At 53.9% G+C, this 21,923-nt stretch carries 15 protein-coding genes; 11 read left to right on the top strand and 4 right to left on the bottom strand.

Features of this window, described 5'->3' with window-relative positions; translation table 11 throughout:
• Window positions 1-107 precede the first annotated feature (107 nt).
• The gene (exaC, locus tag Dpoa569_RS19050; protein ID WP_042873564.1) at window positions 108-1,646 is read left to right on the top strand and encodes an acetaldehyde dehydrogenase ExaC; all 1,539 of its coding nucleotides are present in this window, start codon (window positions 108-110) and stop codon (window positions 1,644-1,646) included.
• 102 nt (window positions 1,647-1,748) lie between these two features.
• Here exaC and xylB read toward each other — a convergent pair whose 3' ends face one another.
• Together xylB and xylA are read right to left on the bottom strand one after the other, a co-directional pair.
• Window positions 1,749-3,209, bottom strand: a complete 1,461-nt coding sequence (gene xylB / locus Dpoa569_RS19045; RefSeq protein ID WP_146411662.1) for a xylulokinase — start codon at window positions 3,207-3,209, stop codon at window positions 1,749-1,751.
• Window positions 3,210-3,361: 152 nt separating this feature from the next.
• Window positions 3,362-4,681 (bottom strand): xylose isomerase, encoded by a 1,320-nt coding sequence (gene xylA, locus Dpoa569_RS19040; protein WP_042873560.1) that lies wholly within the window; start codon window positions 4,679-4,681, stop codon window positions 3,362-3,364.
• A gap of 366 nt (window positions 4,682-5,047) precedes the next feature.
• On the opposite strand from xylA, the gene xylF reads away from it, so the two are divergent.
• The 4 genes from xylF to xylR all read left to right on the top strand — a co-directional run bounded on the left by xylF (window position 5,048) and on the right by xylR (window position 10,243).
• Window positions 5,048-6,043, top strand: a complete 996-nt coding sequence (gene xylF, locus Dpoa569_RS19035; RefSeq protein WP_146411659.1) for a D-xylose ABC transporter substrate-binding protein — start codon at window positions 5,048-5,050, stop codon at window positions 6,041-6,043.
• 75 nt (window positions 6,044-6,118) lie between these two features.
• On the top strand, window positions 6,119-7,660 hold the full coding sequence (locus tag Dpoa569_RS19030) for a xylose ABC transporter ATP-binding protein (RefSeq protein ID WP_042873559.1): 1,542 nt from the start codon (window positions 6,119-6,121) through the stop codon (window positions 7,658-7,660).
• A gap of 4 nt (window positions 7,661-7,664) precedes the next feature.
• Window positions 7,665-8,822: a xylose ABC transporter permease XylH gene (xylH, locus tag Dpoa569_RS19025; protein WP_227983220.1), complete on the top strand. Its 1,158-nt coding sequence runs from the start codon at window positions 7,665-7,667 to the stop codon at window positions 8,820-8,822.
• 191 nt (window positions 8,823-9,013) lie between these two features.
• Entirely contained in the window at window positions 9,014-10,243 is a 1,230-nt protein-coding gene (gene xylR, locus Dpoa569_RS19020) for a D-xylose utilization transcriptional activator XylR (protein ID WP_146411657.1), read from the top strand.
• Window positions 10,244-10,339: 96 nt separating this feature from the next.
• On the opposite strand, the gene Dpoa569_RS19015 is transcribed toward xylR, so the two are convergent.
• Window positions 10,340-10,618: a metal/formaldehyde-sensitive transcriptional repressor gene (locus Dpoa569_RS19015; protein ID WP_042873554.1), complete on the bottom strand. Its 279-nt coding sequence runs from the start codon at window positions 10,616-10,618 to the stop codon at window positions 10,340-10,342.
• Window positions 10,619-10,716: 98 nt separating this feature from the next.
• On the opposite strand from Dpoa569_RS19015, the gene Dpoa569_RS19010 reads away from it, so the two are divergent.
• Window positions 10,717-11,595, top strand: coding sequence for a nickel/cobalt efflux protein RcnA (locus Dpoa569_RS19010; RefSeq protein WP_042873552.1), 879 nt, complete (start codon window positions 10,717-10,719; stop codon window positions 11,593-11,595).
• Window positions 11,596-11,909: 314 nt separating this feature from the next.
• Window positions 11,910-13,259, top strand: coding sequence for an argininosuccinate synthase (gene argG / locus Dpoa569_RS19000; protein WP_042873547.1), 1,350 nt, complete (start codon window positions 11,910-11,912; stop codon window positions 13,257-13,259).
• Window positions 13,260-13,356: 97 nt separating this feature from the next.
• On the opposite strand, the gene Dpoa569_RS18995 is transcribed toward argG, so the two are convergent.
• Window positions 13,357-13,857, bottom strand: coding sequence for a MarR family winged helix-turn-helix transcriptional regulator (locus tag Dpoa569_RS18995; protein ID WP_042873545.1), 501 nt, complete (start codon window positions 13,855-13,857; stop codon window positions 13,357-13,359).
• A 360-nt stretch (window positions 13,858-14,217) separates the two neighbouring features.
• On the opposite strand from Dpoa569_RS18995, the gene Dpoa569_RS18990 reads away from it, so the two are divergent.
• The 4 genes from Dpoa569_RS18990 (at window position 14,218) to Dpoa569_RS18975 (ending at window position 21,904) form a co-directional block, all read left to right on the top strand.
• Window positions 14,218-15,075, top strand: coding sequence for a carboxylate/amino acid/amine transporter (locus Dpoa569_RS18990; RefSeq protein WP_042873543.1), 858 nt, complete (start codon window positions 14,218-14,220; stop codon window positions 15,073-15,075).
• 563 nt (window positions 15,076-15,638) lie between these two features.
• Window positions 15,639-16,589, top strand: coding sequence for a pseudouridine-5'-phosphate glycosidase (locus tag Dpoa569_RS18985; RefSeq protein ID WP_042873542.1), 951 nt, complete (start codon window positions 15,639-15,641; stop codon window positions 16,587-16,589).
• A gap of 11 nt (window positions 16,590-16,600) precedes the next feature.
• Window positions 16,601-17,293, top strand: a complete 693-nt coding sequence (locus tag Dpoa569_RS18980; RefSeq protein ID WP_042873539.1) for an HAD family hydrolase — start codon at window positions 16,601-16,603, stop codon at window positions 17,291-17,293.
• 153 nt (window positions 17,294-17,446) lie between these two features.
• Window positions 17,447-21,904 (top strand): amino acid adenylation domain-containing protein, encoded by a 4,458-nt coding sequence (locus Dpoa569_RS18975; protein WP_146411656.1) that lies wholly within the window; start codon window positions 17,447-17,449, stop codon window positions 21,902-21,904.
• Window positions 21,905-21,923: the final 19 nt, after the last annotated feature.

Below are 21,923 nucleotides of genomic sequence, written 5' to 3'. Positions count from 1 at the left end.
CCCTGCTTGGTTTTGTACTGGCAGGCTGGCTATATCTGCGCAGGGGTACCGGCATGATGCTGTGTATCTGCCTGCGATGACACGTCGTGTTACCAAAGGAGAAAGAAATGGACATCAATAATGCAGAACATCGGGTAAAACCCGGTGAATATGGCCCTGCCCTGACACTGAAAAAGCGCTACGACAACTTTATTGGTGGTGCATGGGTTCCCCCCGTTGGTGGCGAGTATTACGTCAACCTGACGCCGGTGACCGGACAACCGCTGTGTGAAGTTGCCAGTTCCAGCAGCCGCGATGTCGATCAGGCGCTGGATGCCGCTCACAAGGCCAGTGCCGAATGGGGCGCGTTGTCTACCCGCGAACGAGCGCAGATCCTCAACCGGATAGCTGATCGTATGGAAGCTAATCTGGAGTTATTGGCCAGTGCGGAAACCTGGGACAACGGGAAACCTATCCGGGAAACCATGAATGCCGACGTGCCGCTGGGCATCGACCATTTCCGTTACTTTGCCGCCTGTATCCGCGCGCAGGAAGGGTCGATCAGCGAAATCGACCATGACACCGTCGCCTACCATTTTCATGAACCGCTCGGTGTTGTCGGGCAGATTATTCCCTGGAACTTCCCGCTGCTGATGGCGTGCTGGAAGCTGGCCCCGGCACTGGCGGCGGGTAACTGCATCGTGCTCAAACCCGCCAAACTGACCCCGCTGTCGGTACTGCTGTTGATGGAGTTGATTCAGGATATTCTGCCGCCGGGCGTGCTGAATGTGGTGAACGGTGCAGGTGGGCAGATCGGCGAATATCTGGCGACGTCGCCGCGCATCGCCAAAGTCGCCTTTACCGGCTCGACCGAAGTCGGCCAACAAATCATGGGGTATGCGGCGCAGAACGTTATCCCGGTGACGCTGGAGCTGGGCGGCAAATCACCGAATATTTTCTTTGCCGACGTCATGGATCAGGAAGACAGCTTCTTTGACAAGGTGCTGGAAGGGTTCGCGCTGTTTGCCTTTAATCAGGGTGAGGTCTGTACCTGTCCGAGCCGGGCATTGATTCAGGAATCGATTTACGAACGGTTTATGGAACGCGCCATCAAACGGGTAGAGTCTATCCGGGTGGGGAATCCGCTTGATAGTCAGACCATGATGGGGGCACAGGTATCGGCGGGGCAGTTGGATACCATCCTCAATTACATCGATATCGGCAAGAAAGAAGGGGCGGAGGTACTGACCGGCGGGCATCGTAAAGTGCTGCCGGGAGATTTGGCGCAGGGTTACTATCTGGAGCCGACTATTCTGTTCGGCCAGAACAAAATGCGGGTGTTTCAGGAGGAGATCTTCGGGCCGGTGCTGGCAGTGACCACCTTCAAAACACCGGAAGAAGCGCTGGCAATTGCCAACGACACGCCTTATGGCCTGGGCGCCGGGGTATGGAGCCGCAACACCAACATTGCCTACCGTATGGGGCGCGGTATTCAGGCGGGCCGTGTCTGGACCAACTGTTACCATGCTTACCCGGCACATGCGGCGTTCGGCGGCTATAAACAGTCCGGTATCGGGCGCGAAACCCACAAGATGATGCTGGAACACTACCAACAGACCAAATGCCTGCTGGTGAGTTATTCCGAGAAACCGCTCGGTCTGTTCTGAGCCGACAACCGGTCAGGAAAGGGCCACTTTGGTGGCCCTTTCTTTTGGCTAATACGGTAAGTTGCTAATAAGGTAAGTTTTGTCATCGTCAGGAGAACCGCATCAGGTCATCAGCGGGCTGAGTTGCTGGTAAAGCTCACGGAACGTTTTGCGCTGTTGTGCGTACAGTGCATGACGCGTTGCGTCAGGCTGGTGGGTGTGTTCCAGTGGCAAGGCTGGTAGCAACTGTGTCAGCGGTATGGCCGGATTCAGCGCAATTTGCGCCAGTCGCGCTGCGCCCAATGCCGGGCCTACATCACCGCCGGTGCGGTATTCCAGCGTTTTGCCGCTGATATCCGCCAGCATCTGCCGCCAGTAAGTGCTGCGAGCGCCGCCGCCGATCAGGGTGATTTGCTGGGGTTCCAAACCGGTTGCGTGCAGTGCATCCATGCCGTCCGCCAACGCAAATCCCACCCCTTCCAGCACGGCGCGTGCCAGCGCTGCACGACCATGCGAGTGGGTCAGCCCCCAGAATGCGCCTTTAGCCTGCGGGTTGTTGTGCGGTGTCCGTTCGCCGCACAGGTAGGGCAGGAACCACACTGGCGTAGCCGTTTCTTCCGCGCTTGCCTGCTCTGCTTCGGTGATCAGTGTTGCCACGCTGTCGGCGTGGGTCAGCCGGGCGGCCCAGTCGAGACAGGACGCTGCGCTCAGCATCACGGACATCAGATGCCAACTGTTGGGCAACGCATGGCAAAAGCTGTGAACGGCACGCTGAGGGTTGCTGAGAAAGCCGTCGCTGACGGCAAAATAAACGCCGGACGTGCCGAGCGATAGCATGGCCTGACCGGCCTGATACAGCCCAACGCCGATGGCGCCAGCGGCATTGTCGCCGCCGCCAGCTACCACCGGCACTGGCGGCATACCCCAGCGAGCGGCGATGTCGGCGCGCACGTGTCCGGTAATCTGGTTGCCCTCGAATAGCGCAGGCATCTGGTCGCGGTTGAGTCCGCAGGCGGCGAGCAGGGAGTCGTTCCAGTCGCGGCGGGCGACGTCCATCCACAGTGTACCGGCTGCATCGGACATGTCGCTGGCGAAGTCGCCGGTCAGACGCCAGCGTAGATAGTCTTTTGGCAACAGCACCTTGTCGATGAGCCGAAAAATGTCCGGTTCATGCTGTTGTATCCACTTGAGCTTCGGCGCAGTAAAACCAGGCATCATCAGATTACCGGTGATGCGGCGGGCATCCGGCACCTGTTGCTCCAGTTGCTGACATTGCGCCGCACTGCGCCCGTCATTCCACAAGATGGCTGGCCGTAATATCTGTTGCTTTGCATCCAGCAGCGTTGCACCGTGCATCTGGCCAGTCAGCCCGATGGCGCGAACCGCTTTTAGCGTCTGCTGTGCCGCCAGTGCGTTTAATGCGTCGTCGGTTGCCTGCCACCACATTTCCGGATTCTGTTCCGACCAGAGCGGATGTGGGCGAGAGATACTCAACGGTGCGCTGTGGCTGGCTGCTACCTCGCCGTTTTCCCGTAATAAGATGGCTTTCACGCCCGATGTGCCAAGATCGATGCCGATATACATAACGCCTCGCTGTGACTTTGTGTGCGGTTATCAGGCTATCCTTACTATTTGTGCCGCTGGAATATTCGTGCCGCTGGAATATTTGTGTCGCTGGCGCAGACTCAACACCTGCTTTTCTGCGTTGCCGGGTTTGCGCCAGCCTATATACCTATTCAACCGAACAGATAGCGATTAACCAAATTTTCCAGTCGTTCCTGCTGCCCGCTGTGGTGCTGCGGGTCAAGCTGATGACGTGCGGCGTAACCCGCCAGCATCTCCAGCGAGGCGTTGCCTTGCAGGATCTGCTGCCCCAACTCGCTATTCCAACCGGCGTAACGGTTGGCGACATGTTGATTCAGTTCGCCGTCTTCCACCATGCGCGCCGCCACCTTGAGCGACAATGCCATTGTATCCATCGCACCGATATGGGCGTGGAACAGGTCGTAGCGATTAGTGCTCTGGCGGCGAACTTTGGCATCGAAATTGAGGCCGCCGGTAGTGAACCCGCCTGCTTTGAGGATTTCATAGAGCACCAGCGCATTTTCTTCCACGCTGTTGGGGAACTGGTCGGTATCCCAGCCGAGTTGCGCGTCGCCGCGATTGGTGTCTACCGAGCCGAAAATGCCGAGTGCAATCGCCGTGGCGATCTCGTGATGGAAGGTATGTCCCGCCAGCGTGGCGTGGTTCGCTTCGATATTGACCTTAATTTCCTTCTCCAGCCCGAACTGTTTGAGGAAGCCGTAGACGGTGGCGACATCGTAATCGTATTGGTGTTTGGTCGGCTCCTGCGGTTTGGGTTCTATCAGCAACGTACCGTTGAAACCGATCTTGTGTTTGTGCTCCACCACCATTTGCATGAAACGGCCAATCTGCTCGCGCTCCTGACGCAGGTCGGTATTGAGCAGGGTTTCATAGCCTTCGCGGCCACCCCACAGCACATAGTTCTCGCCGCCTAGCGCTTTAGTGGCGTTCATCGCGGTAAATACCTGTGTGGCGGCCCAGGCGAAGACTTCCGGGTCGGGACTGGTGGCGGCGCCGGCAGCGTAACGCGGGTTGGTGAAGCAGTTGGCGGTGCCCCACAGCAACTTCACGCCGGTTTGTTGCTGTTTGGCTGCCAGAATTTCGGTCATGGCGGCAAAATTGTTCAGGTATTCCTGCAGCGAGTTGCCTTCCGGCGCGACATCGACATCGTGGAAACAGTAATAGGGTACGCCTAGTTTGTGCAGAAACTCGAAGGCGATATCGGCTTTGCGCTTCGCCAGCGCCAGTGCGTCGCCGGATTGCTGCCAGGGCCGTGCGAAGGCGCCAGCGCCGAACATGTCGGCGCCGTTCCAGCAGAAGGTATGCCAGTAGCAGACGGCAAAACGTAAATGGTCGGCCATGCGCTTGCCGAGGACAATCTCGTCAGGGTTGTAATGGCGGAAGGCAAACGGATTGCGGCTGCCCTGACCTTCAAAGCGAACTTTTTCTATCTGATCAAAATAAGCGTGCATTGTTATCTCCTTGCAAACCACCGGAATGGCTATTTTCAGCCTGTTCTTAATATTCCGTTTGCCTGCCGGTTTCCTCAATTACGTTATTTCACACTGAAATTCAGATAATTATTAAATGTGCGTTTGATCGCAAAAAATAACCGGAATAATCTGCAAAACCGCGCGCAACTGCTTGTGTTATGGAATGAATTAACAGGATAAAAATATGACCGCTATCAAAAAATAACAATTAAACCAAAAAACGTAATTCAGAGATAAAAATCAGCAATTGCTGACCCTGACTTTTCTTGTCAACAATTTCATGCAACGTAGCCGTAAGTGAAGAGACGTTTTTGTCCTGCCTTCCTATAACAAAGGTACTCTACGATGAAAATGAAACACGTATTACTGTCAGTCTGCGCCGCACTTGCCATGCTGAGTCAGCCAGGGGTCGCTAAAGAAGTAAAAATTGGTATGGCTATCGATGACTTGCGCCTTGAACGCTGGCAGAAGGATCGGGATATTTTTGTAAAAAAAGCCGAAGAAAAAGGGGCGAAAGTGTTTGTGCAATCCGCCAACGGCAATGAAGAAACACAACTATCCCAGATAGAAAATATGATTAACCGCGGCGTCGATGTGTTGGTGATTATCCCTTATAACGGTCAGGTGTTAAGTAATGTGATTGCCGAAGCCAAGCGTGAAGGAATTAAAGTGCTGGCTTATGACCGTATGATTAATAATGCGGATATCGATTTTTACATTTCGTTCGATAATGAAAAAGTCGGAGAGCTTCAGGCACAATATCTGCTCAACAAAGTGCCGCAAGGGAATTATTTTCTGATGGGAGGTTCGCCGGTTGATAATAACGCCAAACTGTTCCGTCAGGGGCAAATGAAAGTATTAAAGCCATTGATTGACAGCGGTAAGATCAAAATTGTCGGCGACCAGTGGGTGGATGGCTGGCTGCCGGAAAATGCGCTGAAGATCATGGAAAACGCGCTGACCGCCAACAACAACAAGATTGATGCGGTAGTGGCCTCGAACGATGCGACCGCAGGTGGCGCGATTCAGGCGCTCTCCGCGCAGGGGCTGGCCGGCAAAGTGGCGATATCCGGTCAGGATGCCGATCTGGCGGCGATAAAGCGGATTGTTGCCGGCACTCAGACCATGACCGTGTACAAACCGATCAGCAAGCTGGCACAGGATGCGGCGGCTATCGCGGTGTCGCTGGGGCAAGGTAAGAAACCTGAGTCTAACGCCACGCTCAATAACGGCAAGAAAGAGGTCCCTGCCTTCCTGTTGACGCCTATCCCGGTTGATAAGGCGAATATCGATAGCACCGTCATTGCCGATGGGTTCCATAAAAAAGCAGATATCTATTAACCAGTTCTCCTGTCGTCCGGCGGCCCGCAACCGCGGTATTGCCGGACGACAGGCATTCGGTGAGGCGGAGGGGATATGCCGTATCTGTTGGACATGAAAAATATCACCAAGGTTTTTGGTGCAGTGAAAGCGGTAGACAACGTCAGCCTGCAACTGGAGGCCGGACAGGTGTTGTCGCTGTGCGGCGAGAACGGTTCCGGCAAGTCAACGTTGATGAAAGTGCTGTGTGGGGTCTATCCGTACGGCAGTTATGAAGGCCGCATCCGGTTTGCTGGCGATGAGCTACGTGCCGGGCATATTCGTGACACCGAGCAGAAAGGGATCGCCATCATTCATCAGGAACTGGCGCTGGTCAAAGAAATGACGGTGCTGGAGAACATTTTCCTCGGTAATGAATGGACGCGTGCCGGCGTGATGGATTACGACGCGATGTACCTGCGTTGCCAGACCATGCTGGCGCAGGTGCGTCTGGACATTGACCCGAATACTCGCGTTGGCGAACTGGGGTTAGGTCAACAGCAACTGGTGGAAATCGCCAAGGCGTTGAACAAACAGGTGCGCTTGCTGATTCTCGATGAACCGACCGCATCGCTGACGGAACGGGAAACCGGCGTCTTGCTGGATATCGTGCGCGACCTGCGTCACCACGGTATCGCCTGCATCTACATCTCTCACAAGCTTAACGAGGTTAAGGCGATTTCCGATGTGATCTGTGTTATCCGCGACGGCAGGCACATCGGCACCTGCCCGGCGGATTCACTCAGCGAGGATCAGGTAATCGCCATGATGGTAGGGCGTGAGCTGACGGAGCTGTATCCAAATGAGCCGCACGATATCGGCGAAGAGGTGCTGCGAGTGGAGCACCTGACCGCCTGGCACCCGGTGAACCGCCATATCCGCCGGGTGGATGATGTGTCGTTCCGCCTGCATCGCGGTGAAGTGTTGGGGATTGCCGGTTTGGTTGGCGCCGGGCGCACCGAAACGGTTCAATGCCTGTTCGGTGCCTATCCGGGGCGATGGCAAGGCGATATTTGGGTGGAAGGCAAACCGGTCACTATCCAGAATTGCCGGCAGGCGATGACGTTAGGGATTGCAATGGTGCCGGAAGATCGTAAAAAAGACGGCATTATTCCGGTAATGAGCGTCGCGCAGAATATTACGCTGGCGGCGCTCGATCAGTTCACCGGTGCGTTGTCGGTGCTGCGGGAAGCCGACGAGCAGCACCGCCTACAGCATTCGATAACCCACCTGAAAGTGAAAACCGCATCGCCGGAATTGGCGATTGCGCGCCTCAGCGGCGGTAACCAGCAAAAAGCTATTCTGGCGAAATGCCTGCTGTTGTGCCCGAAAATCCTGATTCTGGATGAGCCGACCCGTGGGATCGACATCGGCGCAAAATATGAAATCTACAAATTGATCAACCAGTTGGTTAAGCAACAGATCGCCGTCATCGTGATTTCCTCTGAACTGCCTGAGGTGTTGGGCCTGAGCGACCGGGTGCTGGTGATGCATCAGGGGCGGCTCAAGGCAGATTTGCCCAACCGTGGCCTGACACAGGAGCAGGTGATGGAAGCTGCATTAAGGAGTGAGCATCATGCTGAAAACCTGGCTGTCTGACCGGATGACTGCACCGGCGGCATCTCCAGACGAAATGCCCCGCCGCCGTTCTTTCAATTTACAGGTGTTGGTGATGATCGCAGCGATTGTCGCAATCATGCTGTTCTTCACCTTCATGACCGATGGCGCGTACCTCAGCGCCCGCAACATTTCCAACCTGCTGCGCCAGACCGCCATTACCGGCATTTTGGCGGTAGGCATGGTGTTTGTGATTATTTCCGCTGAGATTGACCTGTCAGTCGGCTCCATGATGGGGCTGCTGGGCGGTGTGGCGGCGATTCTGGATGTCTGGTATGGCTGGCCGTTGCCCCTGACGGTGGCGGTAACCCTGCTATTGGGGTTGTTGCTTGGTGCCTGGAATGGCTGGTGGGTGGCGTACCGGCGCGTGCCGTCGTTCATTGTGACGCTGGCGGGTATGCTGGCGTTTCGCGGCATACTGATCGGTATCACCAACGGCACCACGGTGTCGCCCACCAGTCCGGCAATGTCGCAGATTGGTCAGAGTTATCTGCCTGACGGGGTGGGGTTTTTATTTGGCGTCGTTGGGTTGATGTTGTTTGTGGTGTGGCGCTGGCGTCAGCGGTGGCGTCGCCTGCATCTGGATTTGCCGGTGGCGAACGCTTCCGGTGATATCACCCGTCAGGCGCTGATGGCGGTGCTGGTGCTGGGTGCCATCTATTTGCTCAATGACTATCGTGGTGTGCCGACGCCGGTATTGCTGCTGGCGCTCATTATGCTGGGCGGCATGTTTATGGCGGTGCGTACCGCTTTCGGGCGGCGTATTTACGCAGTAGGCGGCAATATCGATGCGGCCCGTCTGTCTGGGGTGAATGTCGAGCGCACCAAACTGGTGGTATTTGCCATCAACGGCCTGATGGTGGCGGTGGCCGGTCTGGTACTCAGTTCCCGGTTGGGGGCTGGGTCGCCGTCTGCCGGGAATATCGCGGAGCTGGACGCCATTGCCGCCTGCGTCATCGGTGGCACCAGTCTGGCCGGTGGAGTAGGCAGCGTGGCGGGCGCGGTGATGGGGGCGTTTATCATGGCATCGCTGGATAACGGCATGAGTATGCTCGATGTACCCACCTTCTGGCAGTACATCGTCAAGGGCGGCATTTTGCTGCTGGCGGTGTGGATGGATACTGCCACCAAACATAAATCCTGAAAAACATAAGTCCGGATCACTGTCGATAGCCGGGGGGGACGGTGTGTCAGCGGCACAATGAGCGAGACAGTTCGCAAAGTAAGGAAATTGTTTTTGGGCTGCAGGCCGGTCGTGCTATTTAGGCGAGTATCGGCTGTCGGCACCGGATTTTGCTCAGGGAGCATCACACTGTCCGAAGAGAACGTATCGCCATGTTTGAGAAACGCTACCGTATTACGTTGCTGTTTAATGCCAACAAAGTATACGACCGGCAGGTGGTTGAAGGCGTAGGGGAATACCTGCAGGCGTCTCAGTGCGACTGGGATATCTTCATTGAGGAGGATTTCCGTTGCCGCATCGATAATATCCGCGACTGGCTGGGGGATGGGGTGATCGCCGACTTCGATGACCCGGCGATTATCGCATTGCTTGCCGGGGTGCGGGTGCCGCTGGTGGGGGTCGGCGGTTCTTATCACAACCCACAGGATTACCCGCCGGTGCACTATATCGCCACTGATAACTATGCATTGGTAGAAAGTGCATTTTTGCATCTGAAGAATAAAGGGTTGAACCGGTTCGCGTTTTACGGCTTGCCGGCGTCAGTGGGGAAAGGGTGGGCGCAGGAGCGTGAACATGCTTTTCGACAACTGGTGGCGGCTGAGCAGTATCAGGGCGTGGTGTATCAGGGTATGGAGACGTCGCCGGACAACTGGCAGTATGCTCAGAACCGGCTGGCGGACTGGGTTCAGACCCTGCCGCCTCAAACCGGCATCATCGCCGTGACGGATGCCCGCGCCCGCCATCTGCTGCAGGTATGCGAGCACCTGAATATCGCCGTGCCGGAAAAGCTGTGCGTTATTGGTATCGACAATGAAGAACTAACCCGCTACCTGTCACGCGTCGCCCTGTCCTCAGTGGCGCAGGGGACGCGGCAGATGGGGTATCGGGCCGCCAAGCTGCTGCACCAACTGTTACTGACGCCGTATGCGCTGCCGTTACAGCGTATTCTGGTGTCGCCGCTGCGGGTGGTGGAGCGCAGCTCGACCGATTACCGCTCAGTGCGCGACCCCGCCGTGATTCAGGCGATGCATTTTATCCGTCACCATGCCTGTAAAGGCATCAAGGTGGAGCAGGTGCTGGACGCGGTTGGGCTGTCGCGCTCCAACCTTGAGAAGCGCTTCAAGGATGAAACCGGGCAGACCATTCACGGTATGATCCATGCCGAAAAGCTGGAGCGGGCGAGAAATCTGCTGGTATCGACGTCGTTGTCGATAAACGAGGTTTCGTCTATGTGCGGGTATCCCTCGTTACCGTATTTTTATTCCGTTTTTCGCAAGGACTACGACCTGACGCCGCGCGAGTACCGTGAGCGTTATGGTGAAAGCGGCTACGGTGATGGCCGCTACGACAATGATCAGGCGGCGTTCCGGTGTTGCAGATGACAGATAGTGGTGGTCATCGTAAAACGGGTGGTTGCAGTCAGGCGACCTCCGCTTTCTATTAACTATTTCCTACTTTTACGAACTATTTCCTACGAACTATTTCATATAAGAACGAATTACCGTGACGATGGCTTCCAAATCGGTGGCGCGTTCCGCGGGGTCTGCTTCTTCATTCATCAGATGATCACGGATGTGGCCTTCCAGCACCTCACCCATCAACCCGTTCACCGCGCCCCGTATGGCGGCAATTTGCTGCAAAATTTCCAGGCATGAGCGCCCCCCGCCGTCCAGCGCTTTTTCCAGTGCTTCCGCCTGACCTTTGATGCGCCTGACACGCGTGAGCAGTTTCTTTTTGTCGTGAATGGTATGCGGCATGGCGACTCCCGTCTTGTCTGTTTATATACTGGGGTATAGTATATTTCATCACTTCATTTCCAGGCTGGCCCACCGACCACCTGATTCGGATGCTAACTATGACGGATTTTTCCTTACTTTTGCAGCAGGGTATGGCGAACGCCTGGTTGTTTATCCCCAGTGCTGTGCTGTTGGGCGCACTGCATGGTCTGGAGCCGGGACATTCCAAGACCATGATGGCGGCGTTTATCGTGGCGATCCGCGGGACGGTGAAGCAAGCAGTGATGCTGGGGGTTGCTGCTACGTTGTCTCATACTGCGGTGGTCTGGTTAATTGCATTGGGCGGCATGTATCTGAGTCAGCAATTTACTGCTGAATCTGCCGAACCCTGGATGCAGTTTATTTCCGGCATCATCATTCTGGGGACGGCGACCTGGATGTTCTGGCGTATCTGGCGCGATGAGCGCGCGTGGCGGCTACATCAGCATAGCCATGGACACCAGCATGATCATCACCACCACGAGCATCATCACGGCGATCATCATGACCATCATCACCATGACCACGGTGAACATGTTCATCATCATGACCATGACCATGCGCAGGCTGATGGCGAATATCAGGATGCGCATGAACGAGCGCACGCTAATGAGATACGTCAGCGCTTCGCTAACCGGGAAGCGACCAACGGGCAGATTTTGCTGTTTGGTTTGACCGGCGGGTTGATTCCCTGTCCGGCCGCCATCACGGTGCTGCTGTTATGTATTCAGGTGAAGGCTTTTACGCTGGGGGCAGCGCTGGTGGTGTGTTTCAGTGTTGGGCTGGCACTGACGCTGGTGGCCGTTGGGGTCGGTGCCGCACTCAGCGTGCAGCAAGCCAGCCGCCGTTGGCCGGGATTCGCCACACTGGCACGCCGGGCACCCTATTTCTCCAGCCTGCTGATAGCGGTGGTGGGGGGGTATATGTTGCTGCATGGCTGGGCGCGCTTGCCGTTATAACCGCGTCGATACATCAAGGACGTGTATCGACAGCATGAAAAGCGGCAACGTTTTGGCCTTGTCTTCAGGCCAGATGTTGCCGTAGTGAATTTTTTTCCTGAAAATCCTCCTCTTCTCTTCCGGTCCGCTGGAAAAGATGTTTAAATTATCAATCATAAATTTTGCATAAATATGCATTGATGCGCGATTGTTCATCGCTATCGATTCTGATGACACCGTGTTGGGCGCGTCTCAATGCATGACCAGACATTGCGTAACCCGGCGGCAGGGCTGCTAAGCTTAACGCCATCGAAATCAAGCAGGGACTAATAGTTATGACGACGATTTTGAAACATCTTCCGGTGGGCCAGCGGATTGGGATTGCTTTTTCCGGTGGTCTGGATACCAGCGCCGCTTTGTTATGGATGCGTCAGAAAGGCGCGGTGCCGTATGCCTATACCGCTAACCTGGGTCAGCCGGATGAAGACGACTACGATGCCATTCCGCGCCGCGCCAAAGAGTACGGTGCTGAAAATGCCCGTCTGATCGACTGCCGCAAGCAGTTGGTGGCGGAAGGCATTGCCGCGATTCAGTGCGGTGCGTTCCACAACACTACCGGCGGTATGACCTATTTCAATACCACCCCGCTGGGTCGTGCAGTAACCGGTACTATGCTGGTGGCGGCAATGAAAGAAGACGGCGTTAACATTTGGGGTGACGGTAGTACCTACAAAGGCAACGATATCGAGCGTTTCTATCGTTACGGCCTGCTGACCAACGCGGAACTGAAGATTTACAAACCCTGGCTGGACACCGATTTCATCGACGAACTGGGTGGTCGTCAGGAGATGTCCGAGTTTATGACGAAGTCGGGTTTTGACTACAAAATGTCGGCGGAAAAAGCCTACTCGACCGACTCCAACATGTTGGGCGCGACCCACGAAGCGAAGGATCTGGAATTCCTGAACTCCAGTGTGAAGATCGTCAATCCGATCATGGGCGTTAAGTTCTGGGACGACAACGTGCGTATTGCGGCGGAAGAAGTGACTGTGCGTTTCGAGCGCGGTCATCCGGTGGCGTTAAACGGGCAGACGTTCTCCGATGACGTGGAGTTGATGCTGGAAGCCAATCGCATCGGTGGCCGCCACGGCCTTGGCATGAGCGACCAGATCGAAAACCGTATCATCGAAGCGAAAAGCCGCGGCATCTATGAAGCACCGGGAATGGCGTTGCTGCATATCGCCTACGAACGTCTGGTTACGGGCATTCATAACGAAGATACTATCGAGCAATACCACGCTCATGGTCGTCAACTGGGCCGTCTGCTGTATCAGGGCCGTTGGTTTGACCCGCAGGCGCTGATGTTGCGTGATGCGTTGCAGCGTTGGGTAGCCAGTGAAATCACCGGCGAGGTGACGCTTGAGCTGCGTCGTGGTAACGATTACTCGATTCTGAACACCGTATCGGACAACCTGACCTATAAACCGGAACGTCTGACAATGGAGAAAGGCGAATCCGTGTTCTCGCCGGATGATCGTATCGGCCAGTTGACGATGCGTAATCTGGATATCACCGATACCCGCGAAAAGCTGTTCAACTACGTGGAAAGCGGCTTGATTGCTTCAGGCAATACGGGACTGCCGCAGGTCGCCACTCCATCTTTGCAGGACAAATCCACGAAATAATATCGACCTGAATATAACGACAGCAAGGGCATCCCATCGGGATGCCTTTTTCGTACTCGTCGCCTTCCGCCATCAGATCGTGATGTGCGTTAGAACATCAGCGGTTGTTCACCAGATGTTTTTCAACACGCCCTAACAAGGCGCGCAACTGGTTTTTCTCTTCTTCACTGAACGGGGCGAGGATTTCACGTTCATTCTCCACATGTTCTTCCACCACCCGATTGATTAGAGCAAAACCCTCATCGGTCAACTGGATATTGACCGAGCGGCGATCACCTTCAATCGGCATCCGGCGTAACCAACCCGCCTGTTCCAATCTGTCCAGACGGCTGGTCAGGGTGCTGTTGTTGATCATCAGCGCACTGACAATCTGAGACGGGCTGATGGCATAAGGCTCACCGCGCCTGCGCAGGGTTGCCAGAATGTCAAATTCGCGTGCGCTCAGTTTGTACTTGCTGAACACCTTGTCCAAAGCACGATCAATCAACAGACTGACGCGAGACAGGGTGCCAATCACCAACATAGGTTCAACATCCAGATCGGGACGCTCATTGCGCCATTGTTGAACGATGTCTGATACTTCCAGGTAGCGTGCCATTAGTTGATATCCTTGATTAATATAAAAAACCATCCCTTTTTATTGAGGTGTACGGCAATACCGTTACGCCATCAGTTCTACTGTAATATTCTGGCAGGAAATATTCAACTTCGCTCTTTATTGACAAATAAAATATGTTTTCGTATATTACAATATCGTAATATGCGGTGTTATTAATGAATTACACGGAATGTGGTGCGTCAGGATAAGGGAAGATCACCAGTGAGTAAGTCAGGAGAACTGCACAAGGATGTGCGCCTTCTGTACAGCCAGGGAGGTTGTGCATGACGCCTCAGGCTGATCAGGGCTGGCAAAGCCGGCTCTTGTTTTTGACAGGAACAGTTTGAGGAAGATCTATTCGTGAAATTAAAGGATTTCGCTTTTTACGCTCCTTGTGTATGGGGCACTACCTACTTTGTTACCACTCAGTTTCTTCCCGCTGATAAACCACTGCTGGCGGCGCTGATTCGCGCGTTACCGGCGGGTATTATTCTTATTCTCGGCAAAACTCTGCCGCCAGCCAATTGGTTATGGCGTTTGTTTGTATTGGGCGCGCTCAACATCGGCGTGTTCTTTGTGCTGCTGTTTTTTGCTGCCTATCGCCTGCCGGGTGGTGTCGTGGCGTTGGTGGGGTCGCTTCAGCCGTTGCTTGTCATTCTGCTGTCTTTCCTGTTGCTGACGCAGCCAGTGCTGAAAAAACACATGGTGGCGGCTGTCACTGGCGGTATTGGCATCACGTTGCTGATTTCGCTGCCGGAAGCGCCGTTGAATCCGGCTGGATTGGTGGCTTCGGTGCTGGCGACGGTGAGTATGGCGTCCGGTCTGGTGCTGACCAAGAAATGGGGCCGCCCGATTGGTATGACCATGTTGACGTTTACTGGCTGGCAGCTGTTTTGTGGTGGGCTGGTCATTCTGCCGATACAGATATGCGCAGAGCCGTTGCCGGATGCGATGACCTTGACCAATCTCGCGGGTTATTGCTACCTGGCCGTTCCTGGCTCTCTGCTGGCCTATTTCATGTGGTTTTCCGGTATTGAAGCAAACTCTCCGGTAATGATGTCAATGCTGGGTTTTCTCAGCCCACTGGTCGCCCTGCTGCTGGGGTTTCTATTTCTTCATCAGGTCATGTCCGATGCGCAGTTAGTCGGTGTGGTATTAATTTTTTCTGGAATTGTGATGGTGCAGGATATTTCTCTTTTTAGCAGAAAGAAAAAATAGAAACGCTTAGCACAATCCGATTTCTTTGCTAAATAAAAAAATATTTTTGTTTAATTTATCATAAAATAATATTGGGTGTGCAATATTAAAGCAATCTATGTAACTTTAATACTTTTTTTTCGGAAAAAAGATGGTTTTTGGAATAACACAGTCTGTGTCGTTTTTTCAGAACAAGGTTCGTAATGATCCTTGTAATACCGTGCGTGACGGTGCATCGAGCGATGCTCATTTTATAAATTCAATAATAAAACCCACCTTTCTAAAAATCGATGCATGACGGAATGTTGGCTAATAAATTTAGGTGATTAGATTAATAGCCGATATCTTGCAGACAGAAAAAACATTTTTTTATTTAATAATGAGACTATACATCATTCAGTAGAGTAAGCTACTTGTGCTTAATATGAGTCGATGATAATTCAGGATGTATTATTTTCGATAATATCATGAGCTTAATGATTGCTATGTCATTAATACCAGACGTGAGTCATCACCACCCCTGCGTCTGTGGGTACGGCATCGTCAGGATATAACCTGACATAACCCTTGGATGAGAGAATATTATGTCTAAAACGGATTTTTTGCATGAATTGCTACGGGTTAGCGATGAAGTAAAGGACGCGCTAGATACTGGTAAGCCGGTAGTAGCGTTGGAGTCAACCGTGATTGCCCATGGTCTGCCTTATCCCGGCAATGTGGACACGGCCCAAAAAATTGAAGCAGCTGTTCGTGCCGAAGGCGCCATTCCGGCGACGATCGGTATCGAAAATGGTCGGTTTCTTATTGGCATGTCGGATGCTGATATCGAACGGTTTGGGGCGACCAACGGTGTTCCCAAGGCCAGCAGCCGTGATATTCCGTTAATTCTGGCGCAAGGCGGCATAGGCGCAACCACTGTCGCGTCGTCGCTGGTGGCAGCGGATCTGGCCGGTATTGCTTTCTTTGCATCGGCGGGTATTGGCGGCGTACATCGAGGGGCGGAAAAATCGATGGATATTTCTGCCGATCTGATCCAGTTCACCCGCTCTCAGGTCGCAGTGGTATGTGCGGGTGCCAAGAGCATTCTTGACCTTGGTCTGACGTTGGAATATCTGGAAACCCAATGTGTACCCCTCATTTCCTATCAATACGACGATTTTCCCGCTTTTTATTGTCGTTCCAGTGGGTTGCGCAGTCCGCATCGTCTGGATGATGCGGCTATGGTGGCTCGCTCCGTTGAGATGTACTGGAAGCTGGGTAACCGGAGTTCGGTGCTGATTACCCACCCCATTCATGATGAGGATGCTATCGACAAGGATGAAGTCGAGTCGATTATCTGTGAAGCGGCGATTCAGGCGGAACATGAGGGTATTCGCGGACCAGGCACCACGCCGTATCTGATGCGTGCCGTTGCCAAAGCCACGCAAGGTCGCACAGTTAAAGCCAATATGTCGGTGCTGATCAGCACGGCGGCGCTGGCCGGTAAGCTGGCCTGCGCCCATGCCGACTATCTGCGGCAGCAAAATCAGGCATAAGGATATGTCTCATGAAACCACTTATCATTTTTGATTTGGACGGCACGTTGGTGGATACGCCGAGCGGGATTGTCAGTGCATTTATCACGGCATTGCGTGATCTGGGAATGCCATGTGAGGATAGCCATGCTATCCGCGCCACCATTGGTTTGCCGCTGGAGAACGCATTTGGTCAGATTTTGTCGCTGCCGGTTGAGGATAAACGGGTAACCGAAGCTGTCAGGCAGTATCAGGCTGTTTTTCGTGAGCAGGTGCTGCCGCAGGCGCCCGGTCTGGTTTTTCCCGGCGTTGTGGACGGGCTGACCTTGCTTAAAAGGCAAGGGTATACGCTGGCGGTCGCCACCAGCAAGGTATTCGTCAGTGCCAGGGCGTTGCTGGAAGCGGCAGGGTTATGGCCGTTCTTTGATCTGGTGGTGGGCGCAGACATGGTGACGCATCCTAAACCACACCCTGAAATGGGGTTGCTGGCGATGTCTCGCCTGGGGGCCGAGGCGGCCACCACTGCGATGGTGGGAGACACCACACATGATTTGCTGATGGCTAAACAGGCTGGAATGGTTGCCATTGCGGTTACCTGGGGCGTTCACAATAGTGATCAGCTCAAAGCGGCAGAGCCGCAGGTAATAGTTGATACATTTAGCGAGGTAGTCGGGGCTGCCCACGCTTTATTAAGAAAGTCTTCTTCCCCGATGTCTTATTACTGAGTCTACCCGATTTTTCTTAATCGCTAGAGTTGTCCAGAAAATACATTTGGCCTTAAGACTGACATCTGAGGCCAAATCTTATGTACGGCATGTAGTTGCCCGGAAATAAAATCTTTCAATCGTGTTTTTATTGATTCGTAAATAAGGATTGTAATGGATAACATCTCAAATGACGTATTCAATAGTCCGGTATGGGTATTGAGTAAAGGATTATTTCCTGAACATGACGATGTCTCTCTGGCTCGTTATCTCTTTTCCACTCTGAGTCTGGCGGTGGCGCGTATTAGCCAGAATGAGGAAATGGTTGTCGGTTTTCATTTGCATCCGCAAGAAATAGTTTGTTGGAAATATGACAGCCGCATTCATGAAAATATCATTCCATTAAATATTAATATTAATAGTGCTACGTCAATTGTCAGTTTTATTCAGAATATGATGAACTGGATGACGCCGGACGCTATTCAACAGGAAAATAATATAGGAGCCAGGGTACTGACACTGGAAAAGCAACAGACACTTCATGATCTTTTTGACCTGGAGCTGACATGGCAACCACCAGTGGATAATCAGCCGGTTCAGGCGCTGGTATGCCATGTTGCCAGCAACGAAGAGGCATTTATGCTGACGCTGCGGTTTAACCCGGCGCGTTTTAACGCGGTGCAGGTAGAGCAACTGCCTGTGGTATGGCGCCAGATAATTGCATTCGCCGCGAAAAACGGCGCAGAAACAGTGGCTGATATCCGTTTGATTGATGATGCCGAGTGTCAACGCGTGTTGCATTCTTTTAACCAGACTGACTGTGTGTGGCGTGGTGAGACGAACATCGTCACCCAGTTGAAACACCGGGCGCAACATCAGCCGGAGCAGACCGCGGTAATATTTCGTGATCAACAGCTGAGTTACCAGCAGCTCTACCGGCAGGCAGGCGCGCTGGCGCACTACCTGAATGCGCAGAATGTGAATAGCGAGAGCTGTGTGGGACTGTTTGTCGAGCCATCGCTGGCATTGATGACCGGCGTGTGGGGGATTCTGCTGTCCGGCAATGCTTATCTGCCATTGTCGCCGGAGTACCCGGAAGACCGGCTGGCTTATATGCTGGAGAACAGCCAGACTCGTATCGTTGTTACTCAGCTTCATTTGCGTGAACAACTGCTGGCGCTGTCGCCGCAAGGCATACAGGTTGTGACGCCGGATGATGTCGATGCGTTTATGCGCCAGCACGCCCATGCGTTGCCCGATGCGCCAGCGATAGATATCTCATCGCATCATTTGGCCTATGTGATTTACACCTCTGGCAGTACCGGCAAACCGAAAGGTGTCATGATCGAACACCATAGCGTGCTGAATCAGATGAACTGGCTGGCACAGACTTTTGCGTTGGATAAAGAGACGGTGATTTTGCAGAAAACACCGATGAGCTTTGATGCGGCGCAGTGGGAAATCCTGTCGCCAGCCTGCGGCTGCCAGGTGGTGATGGGTGAGCCGGGCGTATACCGAAATCCGGAGCACCTGGTGGATATGCTGGCGGAGTATAAGGTGACTACATTGCAGTGTGTGCCGACGTTGTTACAGGCATTGCTGGATACTGAGCGTCTGGCTGACTGTCCGGCACTGCGGCAGATTTTCAGCGGCGGCGAGGCATTGCAAAAGCATCTGGCGCTGGAGTGTCTGGAAACACTGCCTGATTGCGAACTCGTCAATTTGTACGGCCCGACCGAATGTACCATCAACAGTTCCGCGTTCCGTGTGGAGCCAACCGCAGTCAGGCAGGGACCGGATACGTTGCCCATCGGCACACCAATAGCGAATACTCGTTATTACATTCTGGATAACTGCTGCACGCCAGTGGCGGTTGGGCAAACCGGGGAACTGTACATCGGCGGTGATGGGGTGGCACGGGGTTACCTGAACCGCGAGGATCTGACCGCCGAATGTTTTATTGCCGATCCGTTTGCGCCGACCGGCTCCGGGGGGCGTTTGTACAAAACCGGCGATCTCGCCAGTTGGAATGACGATGGTACGGTCCAGTATGCCGGTCGGGCTGACAATCAGATCAAACTGCGCGGTTATCGTGTCGAACTGGATGAGATTCGTTCGGCAATCGAAACCCATGATTGGGTGAAAGCGGCGGCGGTGATCGTCAGAAACGATCCTTTTACCGGCTATCAGAACCTGATTGCGTTTATTGAACTAAACGTCCGCGAAGCGGTGCTGATGGATCAGGGGCGTCATGGCGTACATCATCAGTCCAAAGCCAATAAAGCGCAGGTGATGCTGCAACTGGCGAACCAGGGGTGTCGGGAATTTCCGATAGATAGTCATCCCTATACCCTTGATCTGCCCGGCAAACAACCCGACGAAAAACAGCGCCGCACGGCGTTCTCCCGTAAAACCTATCGGTTTTACGACGGTGGCGTCGTTCGACGTGACGATATTTTATCGCTGTTGCAAGAACCGCTGCCGGCGGCGGTCCCTCGCCGACGGGGTGCTTTGACGCTGGACGAACTGGGGCACTGTCTGCGTTATCTTGGGCAGTTCACCAGTGCGGAGCGGTTGTTGCCCAAATATGCCTATGCGTCACCGGGTGCGTTGTACGCCACCCAGGTATTTCTGGAATTGAACGGCGTGGCCGGGGTGTCCGCCGGGTATTACTACTATCAGCCGGTTCAGCACCAGTTGATTCGGGTCAGCGAACAGGCATCGGTGCCGCCAGGTAGCCTGCGGTTGCACTTTGTCGGCAAGAAAAGCGCTATTGAGCCTATCTACAAAAACAATATCCGGGAAGTGCTGCAAATCGAAATGGGGCACATCATTGGTCTGTTGGACAAGATACTGCCGGATTACGGTTTGGGCGTCGTGCTGTGCGATATGGCTGCGCTGAACCCGGCGCCGTTGGCTATTAACCCGGACGATGATTATCTGGGGGCGTGCGATGTGCAGTGCGGAACGTGTTTGCTGGCAAAAGACGATCTGGATATTTATGTGCAGACCACCGGCACAGAGATCGCCGATTTGCCGGTGGGGACCTACCGCTATGTTCGTGGCGACTTGCAGCGTATCGCCGATGACATCATTAAGAAAAAGCATGTTATCGCCATCAATCAGGCAGTATATGAGCGCTCGTCGTTTGGCATCAGTCTCGTCAGCCGGACCGAAGGTTGGCCGGGATACGTGCATGTGGGGCGAACACTCCAGCGTTTGCAGATGAACGGTATGAACATCGGGTTGATGTCTTCCGGTTATAGCTCGGAAACCGGTAACGATCTGCCTGCTGCTCGCCGTTTCTGGCAAATACTCGGTCATCGCACCGGACCGTATTACTTCTTCATCGGCGGACGCATCAGTGATGAACAGAAATACAGTGAAGGCATGAAGGAAGACATGGTGCACATGAAAGGGCCGGCGGAGATGGTTCGTGATGATCTGGCAGCCTTTGTGCCGGATTACATGATGCCGAACAAGTTGCTGATTCTGGATGAAATGCCGCTGACGGTGAACGGCAAAATCGACATGAAAGCGCTGGCGAATATCAATGTTGAACTGAGACACAAAACGATAATTGCCCCCCGTAACCCGCTGGAACACCAAATCATGGCGGTCTGGCAGGCGAAATTAAAGCGCGAGACTATATCGGTGGATGACAATTTCTTCGAGTCAGGAGGAAACTCGCTGATCGCTGTCAGTCTTATCCATGAGCTGAATGCCACGTTGAACGCCAGCCTGCCGTTGCAGGTGCTGTTTCAGGCGCCTACCGTTGAAAAACTGGCGACATGGCTGAGTCGCACGCGTCAGGAGCCGGTATCCCGGTTGGTTCGGTTACAGCCTAAAGGACGCCAGATGCCTGTCTATTGCTGGCCGGGGCTGGGGGGATACTGCATGAACCTGCGGTTACTGGCGCGTCGGATGGGTTCGGTTCGACCATTTTTTGGCATTCAGGCTCATGGCATCAACCCCGGTGAGGCGCCGTATGCCACCATCAGTGAGATGGCTGCCAGGGATATTGAGCTGATTCGCCAGCATCAGCCTCACGGGCCTTATACGTTGTGGGGTTACTCCTTTGGCGCGCGCGTCGCGTTTGAAGCTGCCTGGCAACTGGAGCAGGTGGGCGAGGTGGTGGATAATCTGTTTCTGCTGGCTCCCGGTTCGCCGAAATTGCGTGATGAACGGGTGGCTGGCATGAGCCGTACGGCAGGGTTTGATAACCCAGGCTATCTGACCATTCTGTTCTCGGTATTCATCGGCAGTATCACCGACCCGGCATTGGAACGCTGTCTGGAAACGGTACGCGATGAGGAAAGTTTTGTGGCGTTTATCACCGGACTTAATCCGGCATTAGATGATGGCGTAGTCAGGCGGATCATCCGGATTGTGGCGCAAACTTTCGAGTTCACCTACACCTTCAGAGAGCTAGAGCAGCGGCAACTGAATGCACCCGTCACTATCATCCAGGCGCAGGGCGATGATTACTCATTCATTGAGAATCACAGAGGGTTTTCCGCACTGCCGCCGACGGTGCTGGCGCTGAAGGCAGATCACTACAGTATGTTGAAGGAGTCGGGGATTGCTGAGCTTATCAGTGTTATCCATGCCAACGGTGATATGACAGCCTAAGAACAGGGAGACTCGGCAT

The sequence above is a fragment of the Dickeya poaceiphila genome (genome assembly GCF_007858975.2).
GTDB classification, from domain to species: Bacteria; Pseudomonadota; Gammaproteobacteria; order Enterobacterales; family Enterobacteriaceae; genus Dickeya; species Dickeya poaceiphila.
This window is presented reverse-complemented; position numbering and strand designations above follow the sequence as displayed.

Coding starts and splice junctions, on each gene's coding strand:
- exaC (WP_042873564.1), top strand. CDS start 108: ATGGACATCAATAATGCAGAACATCGGGTAAAACCCGGTGAATATGGC.
- Dpoa569_RS18995 (WP_042873545.1), bottom strand. CDS start 13,857: ATGGCACGCTACCTGGAAGTATCAGACATCGTTCAACAATGGCGCAAT.
- Dpoa569_RS18980 (WP_042873539.1), top strand. CDS start 16,601: ATGAAACCACTTATCATTTTTGATTTGGACGGCACGTTGGTGGATACG.
- xylA (WP_042873560.1), bottom strand. CDS start 4,681: ATGCACGCTTATTTTGATCAGATAGAAAAAGTTCGCTTTGAAGGTCAG.
- Dpoa569_RS19010 (WP_042873552.1), top strand. CDS start 10,717: ATGACGGATTTTTCCTTACTTTTGCAGCAGGGTATGGCGAACGCCTGG.
- Dpoa569_RS19030 (WP_042873559.1), top strand. CDS start 6,119: ATGCCGTATCTGTTGGACATGAAAAATATCACCAAGGTTTTTGGTGCA.
- xylF (WP_146411659.1), top strand. CDS start 5,048: ATGAAAATGAAACACGTATTACTGTCAGTCTGCGCCGCACTTGCCATG.
- argG (WP_042873547.1), top strand. CDS start 11,910: ATGACGACGATTTTGAAACATCTTCCGGTGGGCCAGCGGATTGGGATT.
- Dpoa569_RS19015 (WP_042873554.1), bottom strand. CDS start 10,618: ATGCCGCATACCATTCACGACAAAAAGAAACTGCTCACGCGTGTCAGG.
- xylH (WP_227983220.1), top strand. CDS start 7,665: ATGACTGCACCGGCGGCATCTCCAGACGAAATGCCCCGCCGCCGTTCT.
- xylB (WP_146411662.1), bottom strand. CDS start 3,209: ATGTATATCGGCATCGATCTTGGCACATCGGGCGTGAAAGCCATCTTA.
- Dpoa569_RS18975 (WP_146411656.1), top strand. CDS start 17,447: ATGGATAACATCTCAAATGACGTATTCAATAGTCCGGTATGGGTATTG.
- xylR (WP_146411657.1), top strand. CDS start 9,014: ATGTTTGAGAAACGCTACCGTATTACGTTGCTGTTTAATGCCAACAAA.
- Dpoa569_RS18985 (WP_042873542.1), top strand. CDS start 15,639: ATGTCTAAAACGGATTTTTTGCATGAATTGCTACGGGTTAGCGATGAA.